17 protein-coding genes and 1 tRNA gene are annotated in these 17,853 nt (G+C 71.1%); 11 read left to right on the top strand and 7 right to left on the bottom strand.

Features of this window, described 5'->3' with window-relative positions:
- Window positions 1–70 precede the first annotated feature (70 nt).
- The 4 genes from ACGFIW_RS00090 to ACGFIW_RS00075 are packed head-to-tail and all read right to left on the bottom strand — an operon-like array spanning window position 71 to window position 2,799.
- Window positions 71–829: an energy-coupling factor ABC transporter ATP-binding protein gene (locus ACGFIW_RS00090; RefSeq protein ID WP_393309981.1), complete on the bottom strand. Its 759-nt coding sequence runs from the start codon at window positions 827–829 to the stop codon at window positions 71–73.
- On the bottom strand, window positions 826–1,596 hold the full coding sequence (gene cbiQ / locus ACGFIW_RS00085; RefSeq protein ID WP_393309979.1) for a cobalt ECF transporter T component CbiQ: 771 nt from the start codon (window positions 1,594–1,596) through the stop codon (window positions 826–828). The genes ACGFIW_RS00090 and cbiQ overlap by 4 nt, the downstream gene beginning before the upstream one ends.
- 16 nt (window positions 1,597–1,612) lie before the next feature.
- Complete coding sequence (locus ACGFIW_RS00080) at window positions 1,613–2,086, bottom strand: PDGLE domain-containing protein (protein ID WP_393309977.1); 474 nt, start codon at window positions 2,084–2,086, stop codon at window positions 1,613–1,615.
- The gene (locus tag ACGFIW_RS00075; RefSeq protein WP_357558536.1) at window positions 2,083–2,799 is read right to left on the bottom strand and encodes an energy-coupling factor ABC transporter permease; all 717 of its coding nucleotides are present in this window, start codon (window positions 2,797–2,799) and stop codon (window positions 2,083–2,085) included. Before ACGFIW_RS00075 ends, ACGFIW_RS00080 begins: the two co-directional genes overlap by 4 nt.
- A gap of 675 nt (window positions 2,800–3,474) precedes the next feature.
- On the opposite strand from ACGFIW_RS00075, the gene bcp reads away from it, so the two are divergent.
- From bcp to ACGFIW_RS00060, 3 genes are all read left to right on the top strand, one after another.
- Window positions 3,475–3,951, top strand: a complete 477-nt coding sequence (gene bcp, locus ACGFIW_RS00070) for a thioredoxin-dependent thiol peroxidase (protein WP_393309974.1) — start codon at window positions 3,475–3,477, stop codon at window positions 3,949–3,951.
- 88 nt (window positions 3,952–4,039) lie between these two features.
- Window positions 4,040–4,122: transfer RNA gene (locus tag ACGFIW_RS00065), tRNA-Leu, on the top strand.
- Between the two features lie 156 nt (window positions 4,123–4,278).
- The gene (locus tag ACGFIW_RS00060; RefSeq protein ID WP_393309972.1) at window positions 4,279–4,806 is read left to right on the top strand and encodes a GNAT family N-acetyltransferase; all 528 of its coding nucleotides are present in this window, start codon (window positions 4,279–4,281) and stop codon (window positions 4,804–4,806) included.
- A 78-nt stretch (window positions 4,807–4,884) separates the two neighbouring features.
- On the opposite strand, the gene ACGFIW_RS00055 is transcribed toward ACGFIW_RS00060, so the two are convergent.
- Together ACGFIW_RS00055 and ACGFIW_RS00050 are read right to left on the bottom strand one after the other, a co-directional pair.
- Complete coding sequence (locus tag ACGFIW_RS00055; protein ID WP_393309970.1) at window positions 4,885–5,874, bottom strand: expansin EXLX1 family cellulose-binding protein; 990 nt, start codon at window positions 5,872–5,874, stop codon at window positions 4,885–4,887.
- A gap of 113 nt (window positions 5,875–5,987) precedes the next feature.
- Window positions 5,988–6,806 (bottom strand): MOSC domain-containing protein, encoded by an 819-nt coding sequence (locus ACGFIW_RS00050; RefSeq protein WP_393309968.1) that lies wholly within the window; start codon window positions 6,804–6,806, stop codon window positions 5,988–5,990.
- Window positions 6,807–7,025: 219 nt separating this feature from the next.
- Here ACGFIW_RS00050 and ACGFIW_RS00045 point away from each other — a divergent pair, with 219 nt between their 5' ends.
- Complete coding sequence (locus tag ACGFIW_RS00045; RefSeq protein ID WP_393309966.1) at window positions 7,026–8,093, top strand: LCP family protein; 1,068 nt, start codon at window positions 7,026–7,028, stop codon at window positions 8,091–8,093.
- A gap of 74 nt (window positions 8,094–8,167) precedes the next feature.
- Window positions 8,168–9,742, top strand: a complete 1,575-nt coding sequence (locus ACGFIW_RS00040) for a sugar transferase (protein ID WP_393309964.1) — start codon at window positions 8,168–8,170, stop codon at window positions 9,740–9,742.
- A gap of 76 nt (window positions 9,743–9,818) precedes the next feature.
- On the opposite strand, the gene rfbB is transcribed toward ACGFIW_RS00040, so the two are convergent.
- The gene (gene rfbB / locus ACGFIW_RS00035) at window positions 9,819–10,820 is read right to left on the bottom strand and encodes a dTDP-glucose 4,6-dehydratase (protein WP_393309962.1); all 1,002 of its coding nucleotides are present in this window, start codon (window positions 10,818–10,820) and stop codon (window positions 9,819–9,821) included.
- Window positions 10,821–10,981: 161 nt separating this feature from the next.
- On the opposite strand from rfbB, the gene ACGFIW_RS00030 reads away from it, so the two are divergent.
- The 6 genes from ACGFIW_RS00030 (at window position 10,982) to ACGFIW_RS00005 (ending at window position 17,714) form a co-directional block, all read left to right on the top strand.
- The gene (locus ACGFIW_RS00030) at window positions 10,982–12,250 is read left to right on the top strand and encodes a hypothetical protein (protein WP_393309960.1); all 1,269 of its coding nucleotides are present in this window, start codon (window positions 10,982–10,984) and stop codon (window positions 12,248–12,250) included.
- Window position 12,251: 1 nt separating this feature from the next.
- Window positions 12,252–13,103, top strand: coding sequence for a glycosyltransferase (locus ACGFIW_RS00025; RefSeq protein WP_393309958.1), 852 nt, complete (start codon window positions 12,252–12,254; stop codon window positions 13,101–13,103).
- The gene (locus ACGFIW_RS00020; RefSeq protein WP_393309956.1) at window positions 13,100–14,179 is read left to right on the top strand and encodes a glycosyltransferase family 4 protein; all 1,080 of its coding nucleotides are present in this window, start codon (window positions 13,100–13,102) and stop codon (window positions 14,177–14,179) included. Before ACGFIW_RS00025 ends, ACGFIW_RS00020 begins: the two co-directional genes overlap by 4 nt.
- Window positions 14,180–14,228: 49 nt before the next feature.
- Window positions 14,229–15,143: a glycosyltransferase family 2 protein gene (locus tag ACGFIW_RS00015; RefSeq protein WP_393309954.1), complete on the top strand. Its 915-nt coding sequence runs from the start codon at window positions 14,229–14,231 to the stop codon at window positions 15,141–15,143.
- Window positions 15,143–16,006, top strand: a complete 864-nt coding sequence (locus ACGFIW_RS00010) for a glycosyltransferase (RefSeq protein WP_393309952.1) — start codon at window positions 15,143–15,145, stop codon at window positions 16,004–16,006. Before ACGFIW_RS00015 ends, ACGFIW_RS00010 begins: the two co-directional genes overlap by 1 nt.
- Before the next feature lie 88 nt (window positions 16,007–16,094).
- Complete coding sequence (locus ACGFIW_RS00005) at window positions 16,095–17,714, top strand: hypothetical protein (RefSeq protein ID WP_393309950.1); 1,620 nt, start codon at window positions 16,095–16,097, stop codon at window positions 17,712–17,714.
- The last annotated feature ends 139 nt before the right edge of the window (window positions 17,715–17,853 follow it).

The raw sequence follows: 17,853 nt of genomic DNA, 5'->3' as shown, positions 1-17,853 counted from the left end.
TGTGTCGCCGGTATGTGGTTTTCTGCGGCATATGTGGCGGCAGAAAGTGCAAGATCGCGGAGGGTGGGGGTTACGGGGGTGGGGTGAAGCCTTGGGGGAGTTCCAGGCGGTGTTGGGTTAGCAGGGGGGTGTTGTTCAGCAGGGTGTTGGTGGGGGCGTCGGCGGCGATCCGGCCGCCGTCGAGGATCACCGATCGTTCACACAGCTCCGCCGCGTACGGCAGGTCGTGCGTGACCATCAGCAGCGTCACCGGCAGGCCGCGCAGGATCTCGGCCAGCTCGCGACGGGCGGCCGGGTCCAGGTTCGAGGACGGCTCGTCGAGCACCAGGATCTCCGGGTGCATGGCCAACACGGTGGCCACCGCCACCCGGCGGCGCTGCCCGAAGGAGAGGTGCTGCGGGGCCCGGTCGCGGTGCGCGCCCATCCCCACCGCGTCCAGCGCCTCGTCCACCCGGGCGGCCAACTCGGCACCGCGCAGACCCAGGTTCGCCGGTCCGAACGCCACGTCCTCCGCCACCGTGGGCAGGAACAGCTGGTCGTCCGGGTCCTGGAAGACGATGCCCACCCGGCGGCGCACCTCGGCCAGGGTGGCCCGATCCGGCGTCACGGTGAGCCCGCCGACGCTCACGCTGCCCTCGGTCGGGGTGAGGATGCCGTTGAGGTGCAGCACCAGCGTGGTCTTGCCGGCGCCGTTGGGCCCGAGCAGCGCCACCCGGTCGCCACGCGGCACGGCCAGGTCCACCCCGTGCAGGGCGACGTGCCCGTCCGGGTACGCGTAGCGAACGCCCCGAACGTCCAGCGAGAGAGCGGTCTGCACGACACCGATCATGACAGCACGACGGCGGTGGCGGCGATGGAGGCCGCCAACACCGGCACCGTCGCCGCGACCAGCCACTGACCGGCGCTCGCGGCACCGTCGCCCTGCCACACGGCGGGCATCCGCCCGGTGTAGCCCCGCGACAGCATCGCCAGGTAGACCCGCTCGCCGCGCTCGAAGGCACGCAGGAACAGCGCCCCGATCCCGGCGGCGAAGCCGCGCAACTGCCACAGGAAGCGCGGGTCGTCGCCCCGGGAGATCCGGGCCACCCGCATCCGCCGCGCTTCACCCACCAGCACGTCGAGGTAGCGCAGCATGAACGTGGCGATCTGGGTGAGCACCTGCGGGCAGTGCAGCCGGTCCAACCCCACGATCAGGTCCCGGGTGGTGGTGGTCGCGGCGAGCAGCAGCGAGGCGAGCACACCCAGGGTGCCCTTGGCCAGGATGTTCCACGCGCCGTGCAGCCCATCCTCGGACAGGCGCAGGCCCAGCACCTCGACCCGGTCGCCAGCGCCGAGGAACGGCAGCGCCACGGCGAACAGCACGAACGGCAGCTCGATGAGCGCCCGGCTGAGCAGCCACCGCGGCCCCACCCGGGCCAGCGCCGCCACCGCCGCCACCAGCACGGCGTACGCGCCGAAGGCCCAGAACGCGTCGCGTGGGGTGGCCACCACGGCGAGGGTGAAGACCACCATCGCCACGATCTTGACCTCGGGCGGGAGCCGGTGCACCGGCGAGTCCGTCTCGCGGTACAGCACATGCCCGTGACCGGCGCCCATTCCGCTTACTCCCTGCTCAACTGACGCGGGACGTCGCCGCGTCGTCCCCGGCGGGCGTCGTGGCGTCCCCGCCGGTCGACGTGGTGCCGGTCGACGTGGTGCCGGTCGACGTGGTGCCGCCGCCGGTTGGCCTGGTGCCGCCGTCGGTTGGCGTGGTGCCCCTGCGGCGCAGCAGCCAGAAACCGCCGACGCCGATCGCGAAGGTGACGAGCACGCCGAGCACGCCGGAGAGGCCGGTGGAGACGAAGCTGTTCTGCACGCCCCGCACGCCGTAGTCGGCGAGCGGGCTGTCGGCGAACTCGTGGTCCCGGGCCTGTTGAGCCGGGCAACTGCCGCCGACGATGTTGTCGTCGGCGTCGACCGTGCAGCCCTTGAGCAGGGACGAGTCCAGCCCGTCCGGGTGGGACGAGGCGTAGTTGCTCACCACCCCGGCGAGCAGCAGTGCGACCAGCAGGCCACCGGCCAGGAAGGCCCAGGAGCGGTTCTTCATCGGACACCTCCGGCGACCGGGACAGCGGGGGCGGCGGGTGCGCGCAGCGAGCGCAGCGCGTACACCAGGTCGGGTCGCACCTTCGCGACGGTGAGGACGGTGGTCGCGGTGATCAGGCCCTCGCCGAGCCCGATCAGCAGGTGGACGCCGGCCATCGTGCCGGCCAGGCCCGTCAGGTTGCTCCCCAGATCGGTGGTGCCGCCCAGCCAGTACTCAAGAACGAAGCCCTGTGACGCGACCACCACGCTGAGCGTCGCGGCGACGAACGCGGTCACGGCCAGGCCGGCCGGCGTACGGGGCAGCACCCGCAGCAACAGCGCGATCAGCAGGTATGCCGCGGCGGTGCCGAGCAGCGCCATGTTCGTGATGTTGAGGCCGAGCATCGCCACGCCGCCGTCACCGAAGATCAGTGCCTGCACCACCAGCACCACTGACACGCAGAGCGCGCCGACCCACGGGCCGACGAGCATGGCGGCGAGGGCCCCGCCGAGCAGGTGGCCACTCACCCCGGCCGTGAAGATCGGGAAGTTGAGCATCTGGACGGCGAAGATGAACGCGGCCACCAGGCCCGCCATCGGGGCCAGCCGGTCGTCCAGGTCACGCCGGCCGCGCAGGACGCAGAAGGTGAGCGCGGCCAGCGCGAGCGCAGCGAAGATCGCTGCCACCGGACCGTCGATGATCCCGTTCGAGATGTGCATCGCCAGTGTTTCCACGCGACCTCCCACACGTCAGCGGGCCCGACCGGACCAGCGTGCGTCAGCCTATTTCCCAACACTCGTTGTTGCCAGACTCTGGCAACAACGCGAGGTGTTGATCACCTTTAGGGCCGGCCGGACCCTGCGGCGGTCCGCCACCCAGGTGATCGACTCGCCTTCCTGAAATCCGGGCTGTCCGCCTGATGATCGACTCGCCTTCCTGAAATCCGGGGCATCCCCGGCCCTCGGATGCCCCGGATTTCCGAAAGCCGAGTCGATCATCAGCCAGCGATGCCGACCTGCCCTCGCCGCCAGCGACAGCGCCCACCCGACACGCCCACACCACCCACGCCCACCCGACCCGCCCGACCCACCCACGCCACCGGCGACAGCGCCCACCCGACACGCTCACGCCGCCCACGCCCACACGACACGCCCGACCCGCCCACGCCACCGGCGACAACGCCCACCCGACCGCGCCCGCCGCCAACAACCCCACCCCACCCCACCCGCGCCCGCCGCCCGCCGCCACCCCACCCGCGCCCGCGCCCGCGCCCGCGCCCGCCGCCAACGACCACCCCCCACCTGACCCGCGCGCCCCGCCGGTGACAGCGCCCGCCCGACCCAGCCCACGCCGCCAACGACAGCAGGAGCCCGGGCTGGCGCTCGGCCCGGCGGCGGTATCGTCGGGCCATGACCACGCCCGACCGCCTCTCCCCCGGTGACCCCGCGCCCGAGTTCACCCTCGCCACCGACACCGGTAACCAGCTCTCCCTCGCCGACCTGCGAGGTCGCCGGGTGGTCCTGTACGCCTACCCGGCGGCGATGACCCCCGGCTGCACCAAGCAGGCCTGCGACTTCCGCGACTCGCTCGCCTCGCTCCAGGCCGCCGGTTACGAGGTCGTCGGCATCTCCCCGGACAAGCCGGAGAAGCTGGCGAAGTTCCGCGAGCGCGACGCGATCACCTTCCCGCTGGTGTCGGACCCGGACCGGGCGGTGCTGACCGCCTACGGCGCGTACGGCGAGAAGCAGTCGTACGGCAAGACCGTCACCGGCGTGATCCGCTCGACGTTCGTGATCGACGCCGACGGCAAGATCGAGCGAGCGCTCTACAACGTCAAGGCCACCGGGCACGTCGCGAAGCTCCGCCGCGACCTCGGCCTGGACTGAGTCGGAGAGCCGCGACGGGGGCCCGACCAGCCGCCGGGAGGCCGGGCTCGACACCGCCGAAGCCGGACGTTCTAGACTCAGCGGGTTGGCGGGAGTGGCGTAACGGCAGCCGCGATAGGTTTAGGTCCTATTGTCCGAAAGGGCGTAGGGGTTCGAGTCCCCTCTCCCGCACAGGTCAACGAGCACCACAGGTCACCGAGCACCGCAGGTCACCGGCACCACAGGTCACCGAGCACCGGGCGCCGGGCACCACAGGCCCCGACGCCGGCTGTCGGTCGCGTCACTGTCGAGGGTCGTGGGTCTGGTCGGCGGGTCAGGATGGCGAGCGTGAGTCTGCGCTTCGACCTCGACCCCGACCTGACCCCGCAGTTGCGCGCCGAGATCGTCGCGCTCTGGGCGGACGCCACCAACGCAGGTGGCGCGGTCGGCTTCGTCCCGCCGGTGACCGTCGCCGACGTCCACGTGCTCGCCGACCCGACCTTCGCCGGCATCGCCGACGGACCGGACCGCCTGCTCGTCGGATACTCCGGCGACCGACTGGTGGCCCTGCTCGTCTTCAGTGACAACCGTTTCCCGCTCAAGGCGCACTGGTGTGTGTTGAAGCGGGTGATGGTCCACCCGGACGCCCAGGGCACCGGCTACGGATCGGCGCTGATGGCCGAGGCCGCCCGGCTGGGCAGGCGGTTCGGCCACGAGGCACTGCACGTGACGGTGCGCGACGGGTTGGGGTTGGACAGGTTCTACGCCCGCCTCGGCTACCGGGAGATCGGCCGGTTGCCGGGCGCGTTGCGGGTGGCGCCCGATGACGACCGGGACGAGATCCTGATGTGGCTCGACCTGACGTCCGGCGACTGAGCGGTCAGCCCGCGCACCAGACTGAGCGCTCAGCCCGCGCACCAGACTGAGCGCTCAACCGCGCACCAAACTGAGCGGTCAGCCCGCGCACCAACGGGCGTTCGCCGCGACCGGCTGGGTGCTCGGCGTACCGGTGACCGGCGCGCTCGCCTGCGCCACCTCGGCCGGGCGGCGGGCCGGAGTCGGCGTACCGGCTGGTCGTTTGCCGGGCGGCCGGGCCGACGCGGACGGGCGCGGGGTGGCCGCCGCGCCGGCGGGCCCGTACATCCGGACCGCGCTGTTCTGCACCTGGCCGGGTGCCATCCGGATGCCGCCGACGGTGGCGCGGTTTCCGTACACGTCGCTGACGCGGATGGTGAACGGCCCGGCGCCGGCGCCGGAGGGGATCAGCCAGTAGTTGTAGTCCTGCCGGGCGGCCGGGCGCCACGGATCGCTGTCACCCTGCCGGACCTCGACGGACCGCAACGGGTTGCCGTGGTTTCCGACGCGGACGGCGAACCAGAACTGCGACGCGCCCTCCTTGATCCGGAAGGTGAGCGGACCGGGCAGCGGTGGATTGACCACCGCGCGGTAGGTGACCGGGACGAGACCCTGGACCGGCTCGGCGATCCGGGCGAACGCCTCGCGGGACAGATCGAGATGCCCGGGTGCACACTCCGGGCACTGATCCATGATGAGCACTCGGACGGTGCCCTTCGGACCGGTCACGTCGAGGAAGCCACCGCAGGCGGCGGCAGCGGAATATTCGGTCGGGCCGAGCGCGACGTAGAGGCGGTTGGCCGGGGCGGCGGGGTTCGAGCAGTTGCCGCCACCGCCGTTCGAGTCGTAGAAGGTGGCCTTGCCGCTGTGGGTGGCGGTGCCGGTGGGCGGCGCGGCGGCGAGCGTCCGGCCGGCGGCACAGGCCGGGGCGGAGCCCGACCGCAGGGTCAGGGTGAGCCCCAGTGCCGCCGCGACAACCGTGACGCCGGTGGCGACCAGCCAGGGCGTCGAGCGCGACGACGACCGGGGCCGGACCTCGGGAGCCCGATCCAGGTCGATGTCGATGTCGACAACGCTTACGTCCGTCACGACGGCGATGCTGCCGGACCCGGGCGTGGGCCGACAAGCCGGCTAAGCCAAAGCTAAGACAGCGTCGACGGACGGTGATCGGCGCGTTCCGGTCGAGGGTCGCGGGTGACCGGTCAGGGCGCGAGGACGAGCGCGGCCCCCACGGCAAGTGGTCCACTGTCGAGTGGCACCAGGTTCAGTCCGAAGAGGATCTTCTGCTGGACGTTGCGGTGGCGGCCGAGGGTGCGCAGCGGCTCCTTCGTGCGTACCCCCGTTTCCTGGTCGGTCGTGGTCACCACGCAGCGGGCGCACGGCCCGGCGGCGCGAAACCGCAGGTCACCGATGCGCAGCGATCGACCCACCCAGTCGTCCTCGGCCCAGGCCGGTGCCCCGTCGACGACCAGGTTGGGTCGGAACCGGGTCATCGGCACCGGCTCCTCCTTTGCCTCGGCCAGCCATTCGTTGAGGACGTCGAGGGAGGCGGTGTTCGTCAGCAGCAGCGGGTAGGCGTCGGCGAAGCTGACCTCGTCGCCGGTGTCGTGGTCGCGGTCCTCGGCGGCCAGGTGGCGGGTCGGCCGGGCCAGCCAGACCAGCCGGACCGGTCGGCCGAGCAGCGCACCGAGCCAGTCGTCGGCCGCTCGACCGGCCGGCAGAGCCGGGACCGGGATGGTGCGGTGGCGGAAGGTGCGCACGGCGACCGGATCGCCAGCGGTCGGCTCGGGCACGTCGAGGTCGGGCCGCCCGTCGGCGCGCAGCGTCAGACCGCCGGGGTGAAGGGTGGCGTGCAGGCCAACCAGCCGGGCGGTGTCCCGCTGGGTGACGCCGACGCCGTCGGCGTCGACGACCATCCAGCGCCGGTCGCCGGCCAGGCCCCACGGCCGCACGAACGCGCCGTCGTGGTCGAGCCGGTGACAACCCTTGACCGGGTACGTGTGGATCGACGTCAATCGCACCTGACTACCACCCTTCGCCGCTGCCGTCGCGCGGGTGCCAGTGGTCGGCGACCGGAGCGGATGGCGTGCGGGCGTCGGTCCGGCGCGGTTGCGTGGCGTCCATCGCTGCTTCATAGCAGGTTCCGGCCAACGATCGTCGGAAAAGTTCCGGTCGGGACGCGGAACGCTTGACCCGGACGGGGGTACATGCCGGTAACCCGGAATCAGTAGCATCGCGGCATGCAGTATCGCCAAGAGTACGCGGAGCCTGAGACCCAGTTCATCGCGCCGCAGCAACCATCGGAGCCAACGAAGAAGGCGCGACGGAGGCGTCCCCGGTGGCAAAAGGTCGCTTTGATCACCTTCGTGGTCCTGGCGTTGCTCGGCGGTGGCGGGATGATCGCCGGAGGTTTGTACTTCCGTTCCATCAACTCCGGCATCGAACGCGTCGACGCCTTCGACGGTGTGCCGGAGGCCGACCGCCCGCAGGTTGGCGAGAATGCCCAGGGCGCCATGAACATCATGATTCTCGGCAGCGACTCACGCGATCCGGGCAACGAGTCCGGCTCCCGCACCGACACCATCATCGTGGCCCACCTCCCGAAGGACCGGTCCAGCGCCCAGCTCATCTCGATCCCCCGGGACACCTGGGTCAGCGTGCCGAAGTCCCCGTCCGGCCGCGGCGGCAAGGACGCGAAGATCAACGCATCGTTCGCGTGGGGTGGCGTGCCGCTGCTGGTGCAGACGGTGGAGAAGTTCACCGGCGTGCGGATCGACCACGTGACGATCGTCGACTTCAGCGGTTTCAAGGAGATCGTGGACGCCCTCGGCGGCATCACCGTGGACGTGGAGAAGGGCTTCACCACGCTGTACGCGCTCAACGGCAGCCGGACCTTCAAAGCCGGGCGGCAGAAGATGGACGGGGCGGCCGCACTGGACTACGCCCGCGAACGGCACGCCTTCGCCGACGGTGACTTCGCCCGGATCAGGCACCAGCAGCAGGTGATCAAGGCGATCCTGGACAAGGCGGCGTCCGGCGGAACGCTCGCCAACCCGGCCAAACTCAACTCCTTCGTCAAGGCGACGGCGGACGCGGTCGCCGTGGACAAGAAGTTGAACCTGATTGATCTCGCCTCCGAGATGCGTGACCTGCGCAGCGGCAACCTGACGTTCCTGACCTGCCCGGTGAAGGGCACCGGCACGATGGGCACCGAGAGCGTCGTGCTCGCCGACAAGGAGAAGGCAGCCAAGGTCTTCGACGCGGTCCGCAACGACAACGTTCCGGGCATCCTCTCCGCCGCAAAGTAGGAGGAGGAACTGACTTGCCGGCTATGGTGACTCGACCCGGTCGATCGTAGAGTTCGGTCGCCCTTATGGTCGGGATGCGCGACCGAGGGCACTCACGGGGAGGTCCACTAGTGCCAGGCCAGCCGGCGACCAGCCATTCCTCCACGCCGTCAGTCGGCGGGGAGGAAATTGACCTGCCGGGCGACGGGGCCCGCCTCCACGGCGGCGCCCCACCTGTGCCCCAGACCAGGGCGCCGGTGGTTCGGGCGCAGGCCAAGGTGGCGACGCCCGGCCTGGGCACCACGGCCGTCCTGCCGTACGCGCGGTCCCGCACCTCGTCGCGGACCCGGTGGCTGCGGGCCTGGATGATGATCGCGCCCGTCGACGCCATCGCGCTCGTCGCCCCGCTGCTGCTGACCCAGAGCTACTGGCGCGGGACGATGGCCAACGCGGCCCTGACCGTGGCCCTCTTCGCGGCCGGCGGCCTCTACCGGCCGCGCCGGCACGTGAGCATCCTCGACGAGCTGCCGAGCCTCTGCGGGCGCCTGCTGGCCGCCGCCTCGGTGGTGGCCATCATCGCGGCCGAACGCCACGCCTCGGTGGCGTACGTCGGCGGGTTCATGCGCGGCGTCGCGCTGTCGGCGTTGCTCGTGATCCTCGGGCGCGCGGCCAGCAGGTCGTTCACGGTTCTTTCCCGCAAGCGTCGTTGGGCGGAGCACAACGCGCTCGTCGTCGGCGGCGGCCCGATCGGCCTCGAGATCGCCCGGTTGCTGCGCCGCTACCCGCAGTACGGCCTGCGGTACGCCGGCTGCGTCGACGTCGCGTCGCGCCAGGGCAACGGTGCGCTGCCGCTGAGCGGGTCGATGTCGGACCTCGAACACCTCGTCCGGCTGACGGAGTGCGAGGTCCTGATCATCGCCGACCCGGACTGCGACGAGACCACGCTCATGGAAACCCTGTTGCAGCCGCGCAGCTCCCGCTGCGACCTCTGGGCCGTGCCGCGCCTGTGGGGCTCACGCTCGCACAGCGGTTACCCCGACCACATCGGCGCGTTCCCGATCGTCAAGATCGGCGACATCACGCTGACCGGCCCGCGGTGGGCCATCAAGCGCGCATCGGACATGCTGTTCGCCGGGGTCGCGCTCCTGCTGTTGAGCCCGGTCCTGCTGCTCTGCGCCCTCGCCACGTTCATCGACGGTGGCAAGGGAATCTTCTTCTACCAGGAGCGGATCGGCCGGTACGGCAAGCCGTTCAACGTCATCAAGTTCCGCTCGATGCGTCCCGTGAACGAGCAGGAGTCCCAGACCAACTGGTCCATCGCGCACGACAACCGGGTCGGCCCGATCGGCCGGTTCATGCGCCGGACGTCGCTGGACGAGCTGCCCCAGTTGTGGAACATCCTGCGCGGCGACATGAGCGTGGTCGGGCCGCGGCCGGAACGGCCGTACTTCGTGGAGAAGTTCTCGGCCGAATACCCGAACTACGCGGCACGCCACCGCGTCCCCGTCGGGCTCACCGGGCTCGCGCAGGTCAGCGGCCTGCGCGGCGACACCCCGATCTCCGACCGGGCCCGGTTCGACAACTACTACATCGAGAACTGGTCGCTGTGGTTGGACGTCAAGGTGGTGCTCCGCACCGTCTCGGAGGTCTTCCGCGCCGGAGGCCGCTGACCGAAGACACAACCGCCGCGGGTGGTGGCGCCGACGATCTCGACACGTCGGCACCACCACCCGCGGCGTTGTCAGCTCATGCGGTGGGTGCGCTCTTGAGGGGTTCCCACCAGGTGCGGTTGTCGCGGTACCAGGTGACGGTGTCGGCGAGGCCGGCGTCGAGGGTGATGCTGGGGGTGTAGCCGAGTTCTTGGTGGATCTTGGTGATGTCGAGGGAGTAGCGGCGGTCGTGGCCCTTGCGGTCGGTGACGGGTACGACGCGGTCCCAGTCGGCGTCGCAGGCGTCGAGGAGTCGGCCGGTGAGGTCCTTGTTCGTCAGTTCGGTGCCGCCGCCGATGTTGTAGACCTCGCCGGCGCGGCCTTTCTGTTGGACCAGGGCGATGCCGCGGCAGTGGTCGTGGACGTGTAGCCAGTCGCGGATGTTGCCGCCGTCGCCGTAGAGGGGGACGGTCTGGCCGTCGAGGAGGTTGGTGACGAACAGGGGGATGACTTTCTCGGGGTACTGGTAGGGGCCGTAGTTGTTGGAGCAGCGGGTGACGACGACGTCCATGCCGTGGGTGCGGTGGTAGGACAGGGCGAGCAGGTCGGAGCCGGCCTTGGAGGCCGAGTAGGGGGAGTTCGGTGCGAGGGGCCAGGTTTCGGTCCAGGAGCCTTCGTCGATGGAGCCGTAGACCTCGTCGGTGGAGACGTGCACGAAGCGGTTGGTGCGGTGGCGTAGGGCGGCGTCGAGCAGGGTCTGGGTGCCCAGGACGTTGGTGGTGACGAAGGGGGCGGCGCCGGCGATGGAGCGGTCGACGTGTGATTCGGCGGCGAAGTGCACGATCACGTCGTGCTCGGCGACGACCTCGTCGACGATGGCCGGGTCGCAGATGTCGCCCTGGACGAAGCGCAGTCGGGGGTCGTCGCGGACCGGGTCGAGGTTGGCCAGGTTGCCCGAGTAGGTCAGTTTGTCGAGCACGGTCACGACCGCCGGCTCGATCGGGGGTACGCCGTCGGCGCTGCCGAGGGGCTTGCCCAGCAGCAGGCGAACGTACTCCGACCCGATGAATCCGGCTCCGCCGGTGACGAGGATCCTCACGGGTCCGAGAGTCTACGCCGGCCGACTGGCAGGGACCGCAGGTGTTTCGGCATTATCGGTTAGGGCCACCTGGGCGATTGCAGGTGTAGCGGCATTCGGGTAGAAAGTGCCAGCGAAGTACGACTCGTCGTGCCCGCACGTATCGCATCTATGGGGGGCGAGTGAACGGCGTGTCGCTGGTCAACACCGCTCGGCCATCGCCGGATCCCGGCACGAAACCATCGCCCGGACGCCGCGCGCTGGGCCTGCTGCGACGGCTCATCGCACCCGAACGTCTCTACATCGGCGCGCTCGGTCTGACCGGGCTGGCGGCGGTCCTGTCGGTGGCGCTGCCGCCCGCCGAGCGCGGTGAACTCTCCGCGAACATGGTGAGCGCGACGCTTGGCGCGGCCGTCGGTGGCCTGTCCCTGGACACCTTCCTGCTGTCCCGTCCGGGCGGCTGGGTCTTCTCCCGGGGGCGCCCCTGGGTCCTCGCGATGCTGGCGGCCTCGGTGCTGCTCTCCGTCGTCGCCGCCTCGGTGCTCACCACGGTGGCCGGGATCGGCAGCTACCTGGTCGGCATGGGATCCGCGGCCGGTCTGACGATCTTCAACACGGTCTCGTCGATCGCGCTGCGCCAGAAGAGCTTCATGGTCGTCTACGCGATGCGCGCGGCGAGCGGCGCGGTCCTGGTCGGTGGCTACGTGGCGCTGTACTTCGCCGGCTACCTGGACGGCGGCCTGTGGAGCATGGTGTGGCTCGTCGTCCAGTGGGTCAGCGCGCTGTCCGTGTGTGCCCTGGTGCTGGGGATGCTCCGGCGGATCGGGCCGGCACCACGGCCGGAGGCGACCGCGCTGGACTACCGCGCCGACCTGGCCGCCGTCGGCAACCTGCACCTGGGGATCTTCGCCCAGATGATGACGCTGCGGTTCAACCAGATCCTGGTGGCCAGGTTCGTCGGCGCCGGTCCCCTCGGCGTGTACGCGCTGGCCGTCGCCGCGCTGGAGTTCGCGCAGGCCGGTGCCGTGGTGCGGGCGCAGCGGATCCTGGCCAGCCGGGACGGCAACGACGGGCCCGACCCCACCCGGTCCGTGGTCACCGCGGCACTGCCGGTGGCCCTGGCCGCCGTCCTCGGGCTCGGTGTGCTGGGCTTCCTCCAGCCCGAGTACCGGCACGCCTGGATTCTCGGCCTCGTCCTGCTGCCCGGTTCACTGGCCACCGCGGCCGGCAAGAGCTGGAGTGCCCTACTGCTGAAGAGGCGGGGCGAGCGGGCCACGACGGTGGTCGCACTGATCACCCTCGGGTTCGCGATCCCCGCGTACTTTGCGATCATCCCGTGGGCGGGTGTGATCGGGGCCGCGATCGCCTCGACGCTCGCCTACGCCGTACACGCCTTCGCCTCCAGAGCGAGCCTGCGACGAGCGCAGTCGCCGAGTAATGGGACGGTTTGACATGGATGTCTCGATTGTTGTCCTCGCCTGGGAGGACTTTGAGCGCACGCGCGCCTGCGTCCTGTCGCTGCCGGCAGAGGCAGAGATCGTCGTCGTCGACAACGGCAGCTCGGCGCACATCCAGGAGTCGTTGAGCGCGTTCTGCGCCGAACAGGGTGTCCAGTACGTCCAGTCCGGCTCCAACCTGGGGTACGCGCGGGGGATGAACCTCGGCGTGCGGCACACCAGCCGGGCGAACGTGATCCTCTCCAACAACGACATCATCGTGCACGAAGACGCGGTGACCCGCCTGGTGGCCGCCCTCGACGACCCGAAGGTGGGCGCGGCCTTCCCGGGCGTGGTCACCCCGTCGGGTGTCTCGCAGACCGAGGGCGGACGGTTCCTCGGGCTGGGTGTGGGTTTCGCCCACGCCACCGGGCTGAGCCTGGTGCTGCCGAACCTGCGCATCGTCGCGCCGCCGGAGAAGGCGGACTGGCTGACCGGGCCCTTCGTCGCCATGCGCCGGAGCACCTTCGACGCGATCGGCGGCGTCGACGAGACGTCGTTCTTCTACTCCGAGGACATGCGGCTCTGCTGGGCCGTCCGGCAGCAGGGCCTGCGGCTGGCGTACGTGCCGGAGGCCGTGATCATGCACGAGGACGACGCGACCGCGAAGCGGCGCTGGTCCGAGGAGGAGATCTCCGAGCGCCGCACCCGCGAGTTCATCCGGGCGAGCAAGGACATGGGTGGCCGGCGCGGTCGCATCGCCACGACGGCGTACGTGGGCGGGGTGCTGCTGCGCGCCGCGGTGGGCGGGAACCCGGTTCGCCGCGCCATCGCGAAGGGCGCCGTCGAGGGGCTGCGTACCTCGTGAAGGTGTTGTTCGTCTGCACCACTGGTGGTTCCGGGCGGCGGCAGCTCGGTGGTGCCGAGCGCATCCTGACGGAGATCATCCCGGCGCACGCACGAACGGGTCTGGACGTCGTCGCCGCCACCTCGGACGACGAGGTGGGCCACGCGCTGCGCGAGGCCGGGGTGCCGTGGATCGGGCTCAGCGCGACGAGCCGGATCGACCTCGGCTACGCCCGGGAGATCCGTCGCCTCGTCAACGAGGTGCAGCCGGACGTGGTCTGCGCCCACCTGTTGTCCGCCGCCATGCACTCGCGGGCGGCGCTGAGCATGGGTGGCCGGCGGACGCCGCTCGTCGTCACCCTGCACAACAGCCTCTGGCAGTACCGGGACACCGCCGGGTCGTTCCAGCAGAAGGCGCTCATCCAGTCCAACATCACGCTGGACCTGGCGATGCGTCGGGTACGTCCGCACGCGACGGTGGCGGTGTCCGAGTTCGAGGCAGCCGAGCTGCGCGAGCGTGGCGGCGTCAAGAACATCCACCTGATCCCCAACCCGTTGCCCGCCACCTGGCCCAGCCCGAAGCCCGCGCACACGCCGGAGCCCGGTCGTCGGCCGGTCGTCGGCTATCTCGGCCGGTTGGAGAAGGAGAAGGGAGCTGACCTCCTACCCGAGATCGCCTCCCTCCTCCCCGAGCTGGACTTCAAGGTCGCCGGGGCCGGCTCGATGGCGATCGCCGCCCGGCCCAACCTCGAACTCGTCGGCCGGGTCACGGCCGCGGACTTCCTCCAGGAGATCGACTGCCTGCTGGTGCCGTCCCGGGTCGAGTCGTTCGGGCTCAGCGCGTTGGAGGCGCTGTCCCTGGGCGTACCCGTGGTGCACACCGGGGCCGGTGGCCTGGCCGAGGTGACCCGGCACGCGACGGGCACCCTGGCGTTCCAGGCGGATCTCGTGCCCGCCGCGCTCGCCGGCGCCATCCGGGAGGCGGTCGCCCGCCGTGCCGTCGACGAGGGGCAGCGGGTGGCCGAGTGGTACGCCCAGGAGTACGCCTTCGACAGGTGTGTGCAGCGGTGGCAGAGCCTGTACAGGTCTCTGCTGTGACGGATCTGCCGTCGTCCCGTGATCCGCGAACAGTGAGGGAGGTGTCCCGGTGACAGAGACGTTGACGATCGTCACGGTGCTCTACCGGTCCAGCGACATGCTCGCCGAGACGCTCCCGACCTGGGTACGCGCCGCCGAGGGGCTGCCGGTGAAGTTCATCTTCGCCGACAACTGGCCGGAGGACGAGTGCGCGAAGGTCATCGCCGACGCTCTGGACGACGAGCGGTACGAGTACCTGCCCGACTCGTCGAACCCGGGGTTCGCGGCGGGCTGCAACCGGGCTGTCGCGGCGGTGCGGACAAGCCACGTGCTGCTGCTCAACCCGGACGTCTGGTTGCCGGAGGACGCGCTGGTCCGTCTGTTCGCCAGCATCGCGGCGGACCCGCAGAACCCGATCGCGGTGGGTCTCGCCATGCACGGCGGTGAGTTCGTCGGCATCGACCTGCATCCGGTCTCGCTGTTCATCGACCGGGCGGCGACGGTGCCGCGCGGGCCACTGGGCCCGTCCGGCGGCGCCGCCGTGTTCCCCACCGCGCTCTTCCACCGTTTCGGCGGGTTCTACGAGCACCTGTTCGCCTGGGGTGAGGACGCCGACCTCGCCTTCCGCATGTACGCCGAGGGTCTGCGGACCCGACGGTTGGACTTCATGCTCCCGCACGCCGGTGGTCACAGTGTCGAGGGCGACAACAAGCTCCAGGGGTTCCGGGCGTTCCTCCTGGCCCGCAATCGACTCCTGGTCGCCGCGCGGACCTTCACCTGGCCGCTGATGCTCGTCGCGATACCGGTCCTCGCCCTGGCCCACCTGGCGCTTGCCGCCCGGCGTGCCCGTCAGGGTCTGCTCCGCCCCTTCCTGCGTGGCGTGGGACGTGGCCTGGTGGAGGGGCCCGCCGCCCGTCGGCAGTGGAAGGGCAGGCGGTTCGGTTTCGCATCCCTGATCAGCTATCTGAGAGTTCGGAGCGTGTGATGGCAGGAACGCCGTGGAGCGTCGTGACGGTCACCTACAACTCCGCCGACACGCTCCGGCGGTGCTGGGGCGGTGCCAAGCCGTACGAGTGGATCGTCGTCGACAACGACTCCGCTGACGACTCGGTCGCCGTGGCGGAGGAGTTGGGCGCCCGGGTGATCCGGCTGCCGGAGAACGTCGGCTTCTCCAGGGCCAACAACGTCGGTGTCCGTCAGGCGGCCGGTGCGTACGTGCTGTTCGCCAACCCCGACCTGGAGGTCGAACCGGCCGGGCTCGCCACGATGCAGCGCCACCTGGACGCGCACGGCGGCCTTGTCGCTCCCCAACTGCTCGCGACCGACGGCACCCCCCAACCCAACGGCCGTGGCTTCCCGTACGCCACCGCGAAGTTGGGCAACCGGAAGATCTGGCCGCTGTCGCGGATGCACGCCAACTACCGGGTGGTGGCCAACCCCGGCGAGGCCGTCTACGTGGCCTGGGCGATGGGCGCGGCGGTCGCGGCCCGCACCGCGGACTTCGTCGCGATGGGCGGGTGGAACGAGTCGTTCTTCCTCTACTACGAGGACCACGAGCTGGGGCTGCGGGCGTGGCGGCACGACATGCCCGTGGTGCTGCTCGGCGACGTGCGGTGGACCCACCACTGGGCCCGTGCGACCAACTCGTTCCAGTGGTCGCGGGCGCACACCCTGGAGTTGCAGAGCGCCCGGACCTTCTTCGGCCTGTTCCCCGAGTTCGTGCTCGGGTTGCCGACGGCCGCCCGGCGCAACCCGCAGGCGGCACGCCTGATCGGCAGGTCGGTGCCGACGCAGCGCGGTGCGGCCGAGTCCCTGCCCACGTCGGCCCGGCAGGCCGGGGCCAGCTGACGCCGCGTTCGCGGTGCCGCCGGGCCTCGACCGGCCCGGCGCGTTGGTGTCCGCCCGTCGGGTCGACGCCTGCCGTTCCGTACTCGTGATGGGGAGCGACGTGGTCGTACAGCGGGAACGCGAGGACGTGGACCGTCCGGTCTCGTCGGCGACGCCGAGGCGACGCCGACCCGTCCCGGCGGACTGGATCGCCGTCGCCGTGCTGCTGGCCCTGTTCCCGGTGGTGCACGACGTCAGGACGATGCTCACGGCCGGGTACTGGCTCGACGAGGCATGGGTGGCGCTGTCGGTACGGCTGCCGCTGAGCGACCTGCCGGCGGCGACCTCGTCCACCCCGCTCGGGTGGAGTCTCCTGCTGCGACTGGTGCCGGACACCGACTACCTGCGCGTGGTGCCGCTGGCGTTCCACGGGCTCACCGTCGTCGCCGCGTACGCGCTCGGACGGTTGCCGCGGTGGCCGACGCGGCGGCTCGGCATCGTCGCGGGTCTCGCCTGTGCGGCTGTGGTCCTGCTCCTGCCGGCCCAACAGATCCGGCACGACCTCAAGCAGTACACGGCCGACGCCGCGATCACGCTGGTGCTGGTGGCGCTGGGTGCCTGGACGGAGCAGACCTGGTCGCGCGGGCGACTCGGCGTGATCGCGGCGGTGGCCGCCACCGGCATCGTGTTCAGCCACGTGACGGCGATCGCCACCCCGTGCGTGTTCGGTGGCCTGCTGCTGGTGACCGCGCTGCGGCGGCAGTGGGCGCGGTTGCGGGACGTGGCCGTGGCGGCGTTCGGCGCGATGACAGTCATCGTCGTCTTCTACTTCGGCGTCTCGGCGCGCGGCAACAACGACAGGATGCGGGAGTACTGGACCGACAGTTTTCCCAGCCTGGCCGAGCTGCCCGGCTACCTCGACCGGCAGGTGCACGGCCTGGCACCGATGGTGGGCGCGCCCGCTCTGGTGATCGGCGGCCTGTTCCTGGCCGGTGTCGGCACCCTCGCCTGGCGGGCCCGCCCGGCCGCGGCGGTCGCGCTCCTGCTGCTGCCGGTGGGGGTGACGACGCTTGGTGTCGCCCGGTTCTACCCGCTGCTGGAACTGCGGACCTCGCACTTCCTGCTCGTCGTGACAGGCGCGGTCGCCGGCCTCGGGGTCGTCGGCCTGGCCTACGGTGGGGCCGCGCTCGTCCGCCGCGCGGTCCCCCGCGTGCCGGCGACGGCGCTGACCGCGGCGGCCTGCGCGGTGTTGCTCGCGTGGTACGGCCTCCACAACGGACGCTGGTACCGGTTCGACGGCGACGAACCGGGGCTCTACTACACGGCCATTGCGGTCACCGACATCCGTTCGGCGACCCAGTTCGTGGCGACGCACCGGTCCGCCAACGACGTCATCGTGATGAACGAACTGGCGTGGTACGGCTTCGCGTTCTACTCGCCGCAGGACCAGGTCGAGTTGGTCGTCTCGCACAGCAACACCGTCGGCTGGTGGATCCGGATGCCCACACGGTCGGACGTCGTCGTGATCTCCGACCACCAGACGGCAGCCCTGCGCGCCAGCCTCGACCAGGCGCTCGCGCTCGCCGAGCAGCGCGGCGGCGGGCGGGTGTGGCTGATCCGCTCCCACGCGATGGCGGAGGCGGATGCCTGGCAGCAGGTGCTCGCCGGCTACCGGGTCGAGCAGGCGAGCGGCGGCGTGGAGCCGGTCGTACTGATCAGCAGGGGCTGACCACAACCCGCGTGGGTTCGGGTGGAGCCGGGGGGGGGGGGGGGGGGGGCCCCGCGCGGGGGGCGCCCCCCCCCCGGGGGGGCGGGGGGGGGGGGGGGGGGAACGAGCGGGGAGCGCCGGTGCAGGGCCCGCGCGGGGT

It is taken from the genome of Micromonospora sp. NPDC048935, from assembly GCF_043197875.1.
Lineage (GTDB): Bacteria > Actinomycetota > Actinomycetes > Mycobacteriales > Micromonosporaceae > Micromonospora.
This window is presented reverse-complemented; position numbering and strand designations above follow the sequence as displayed.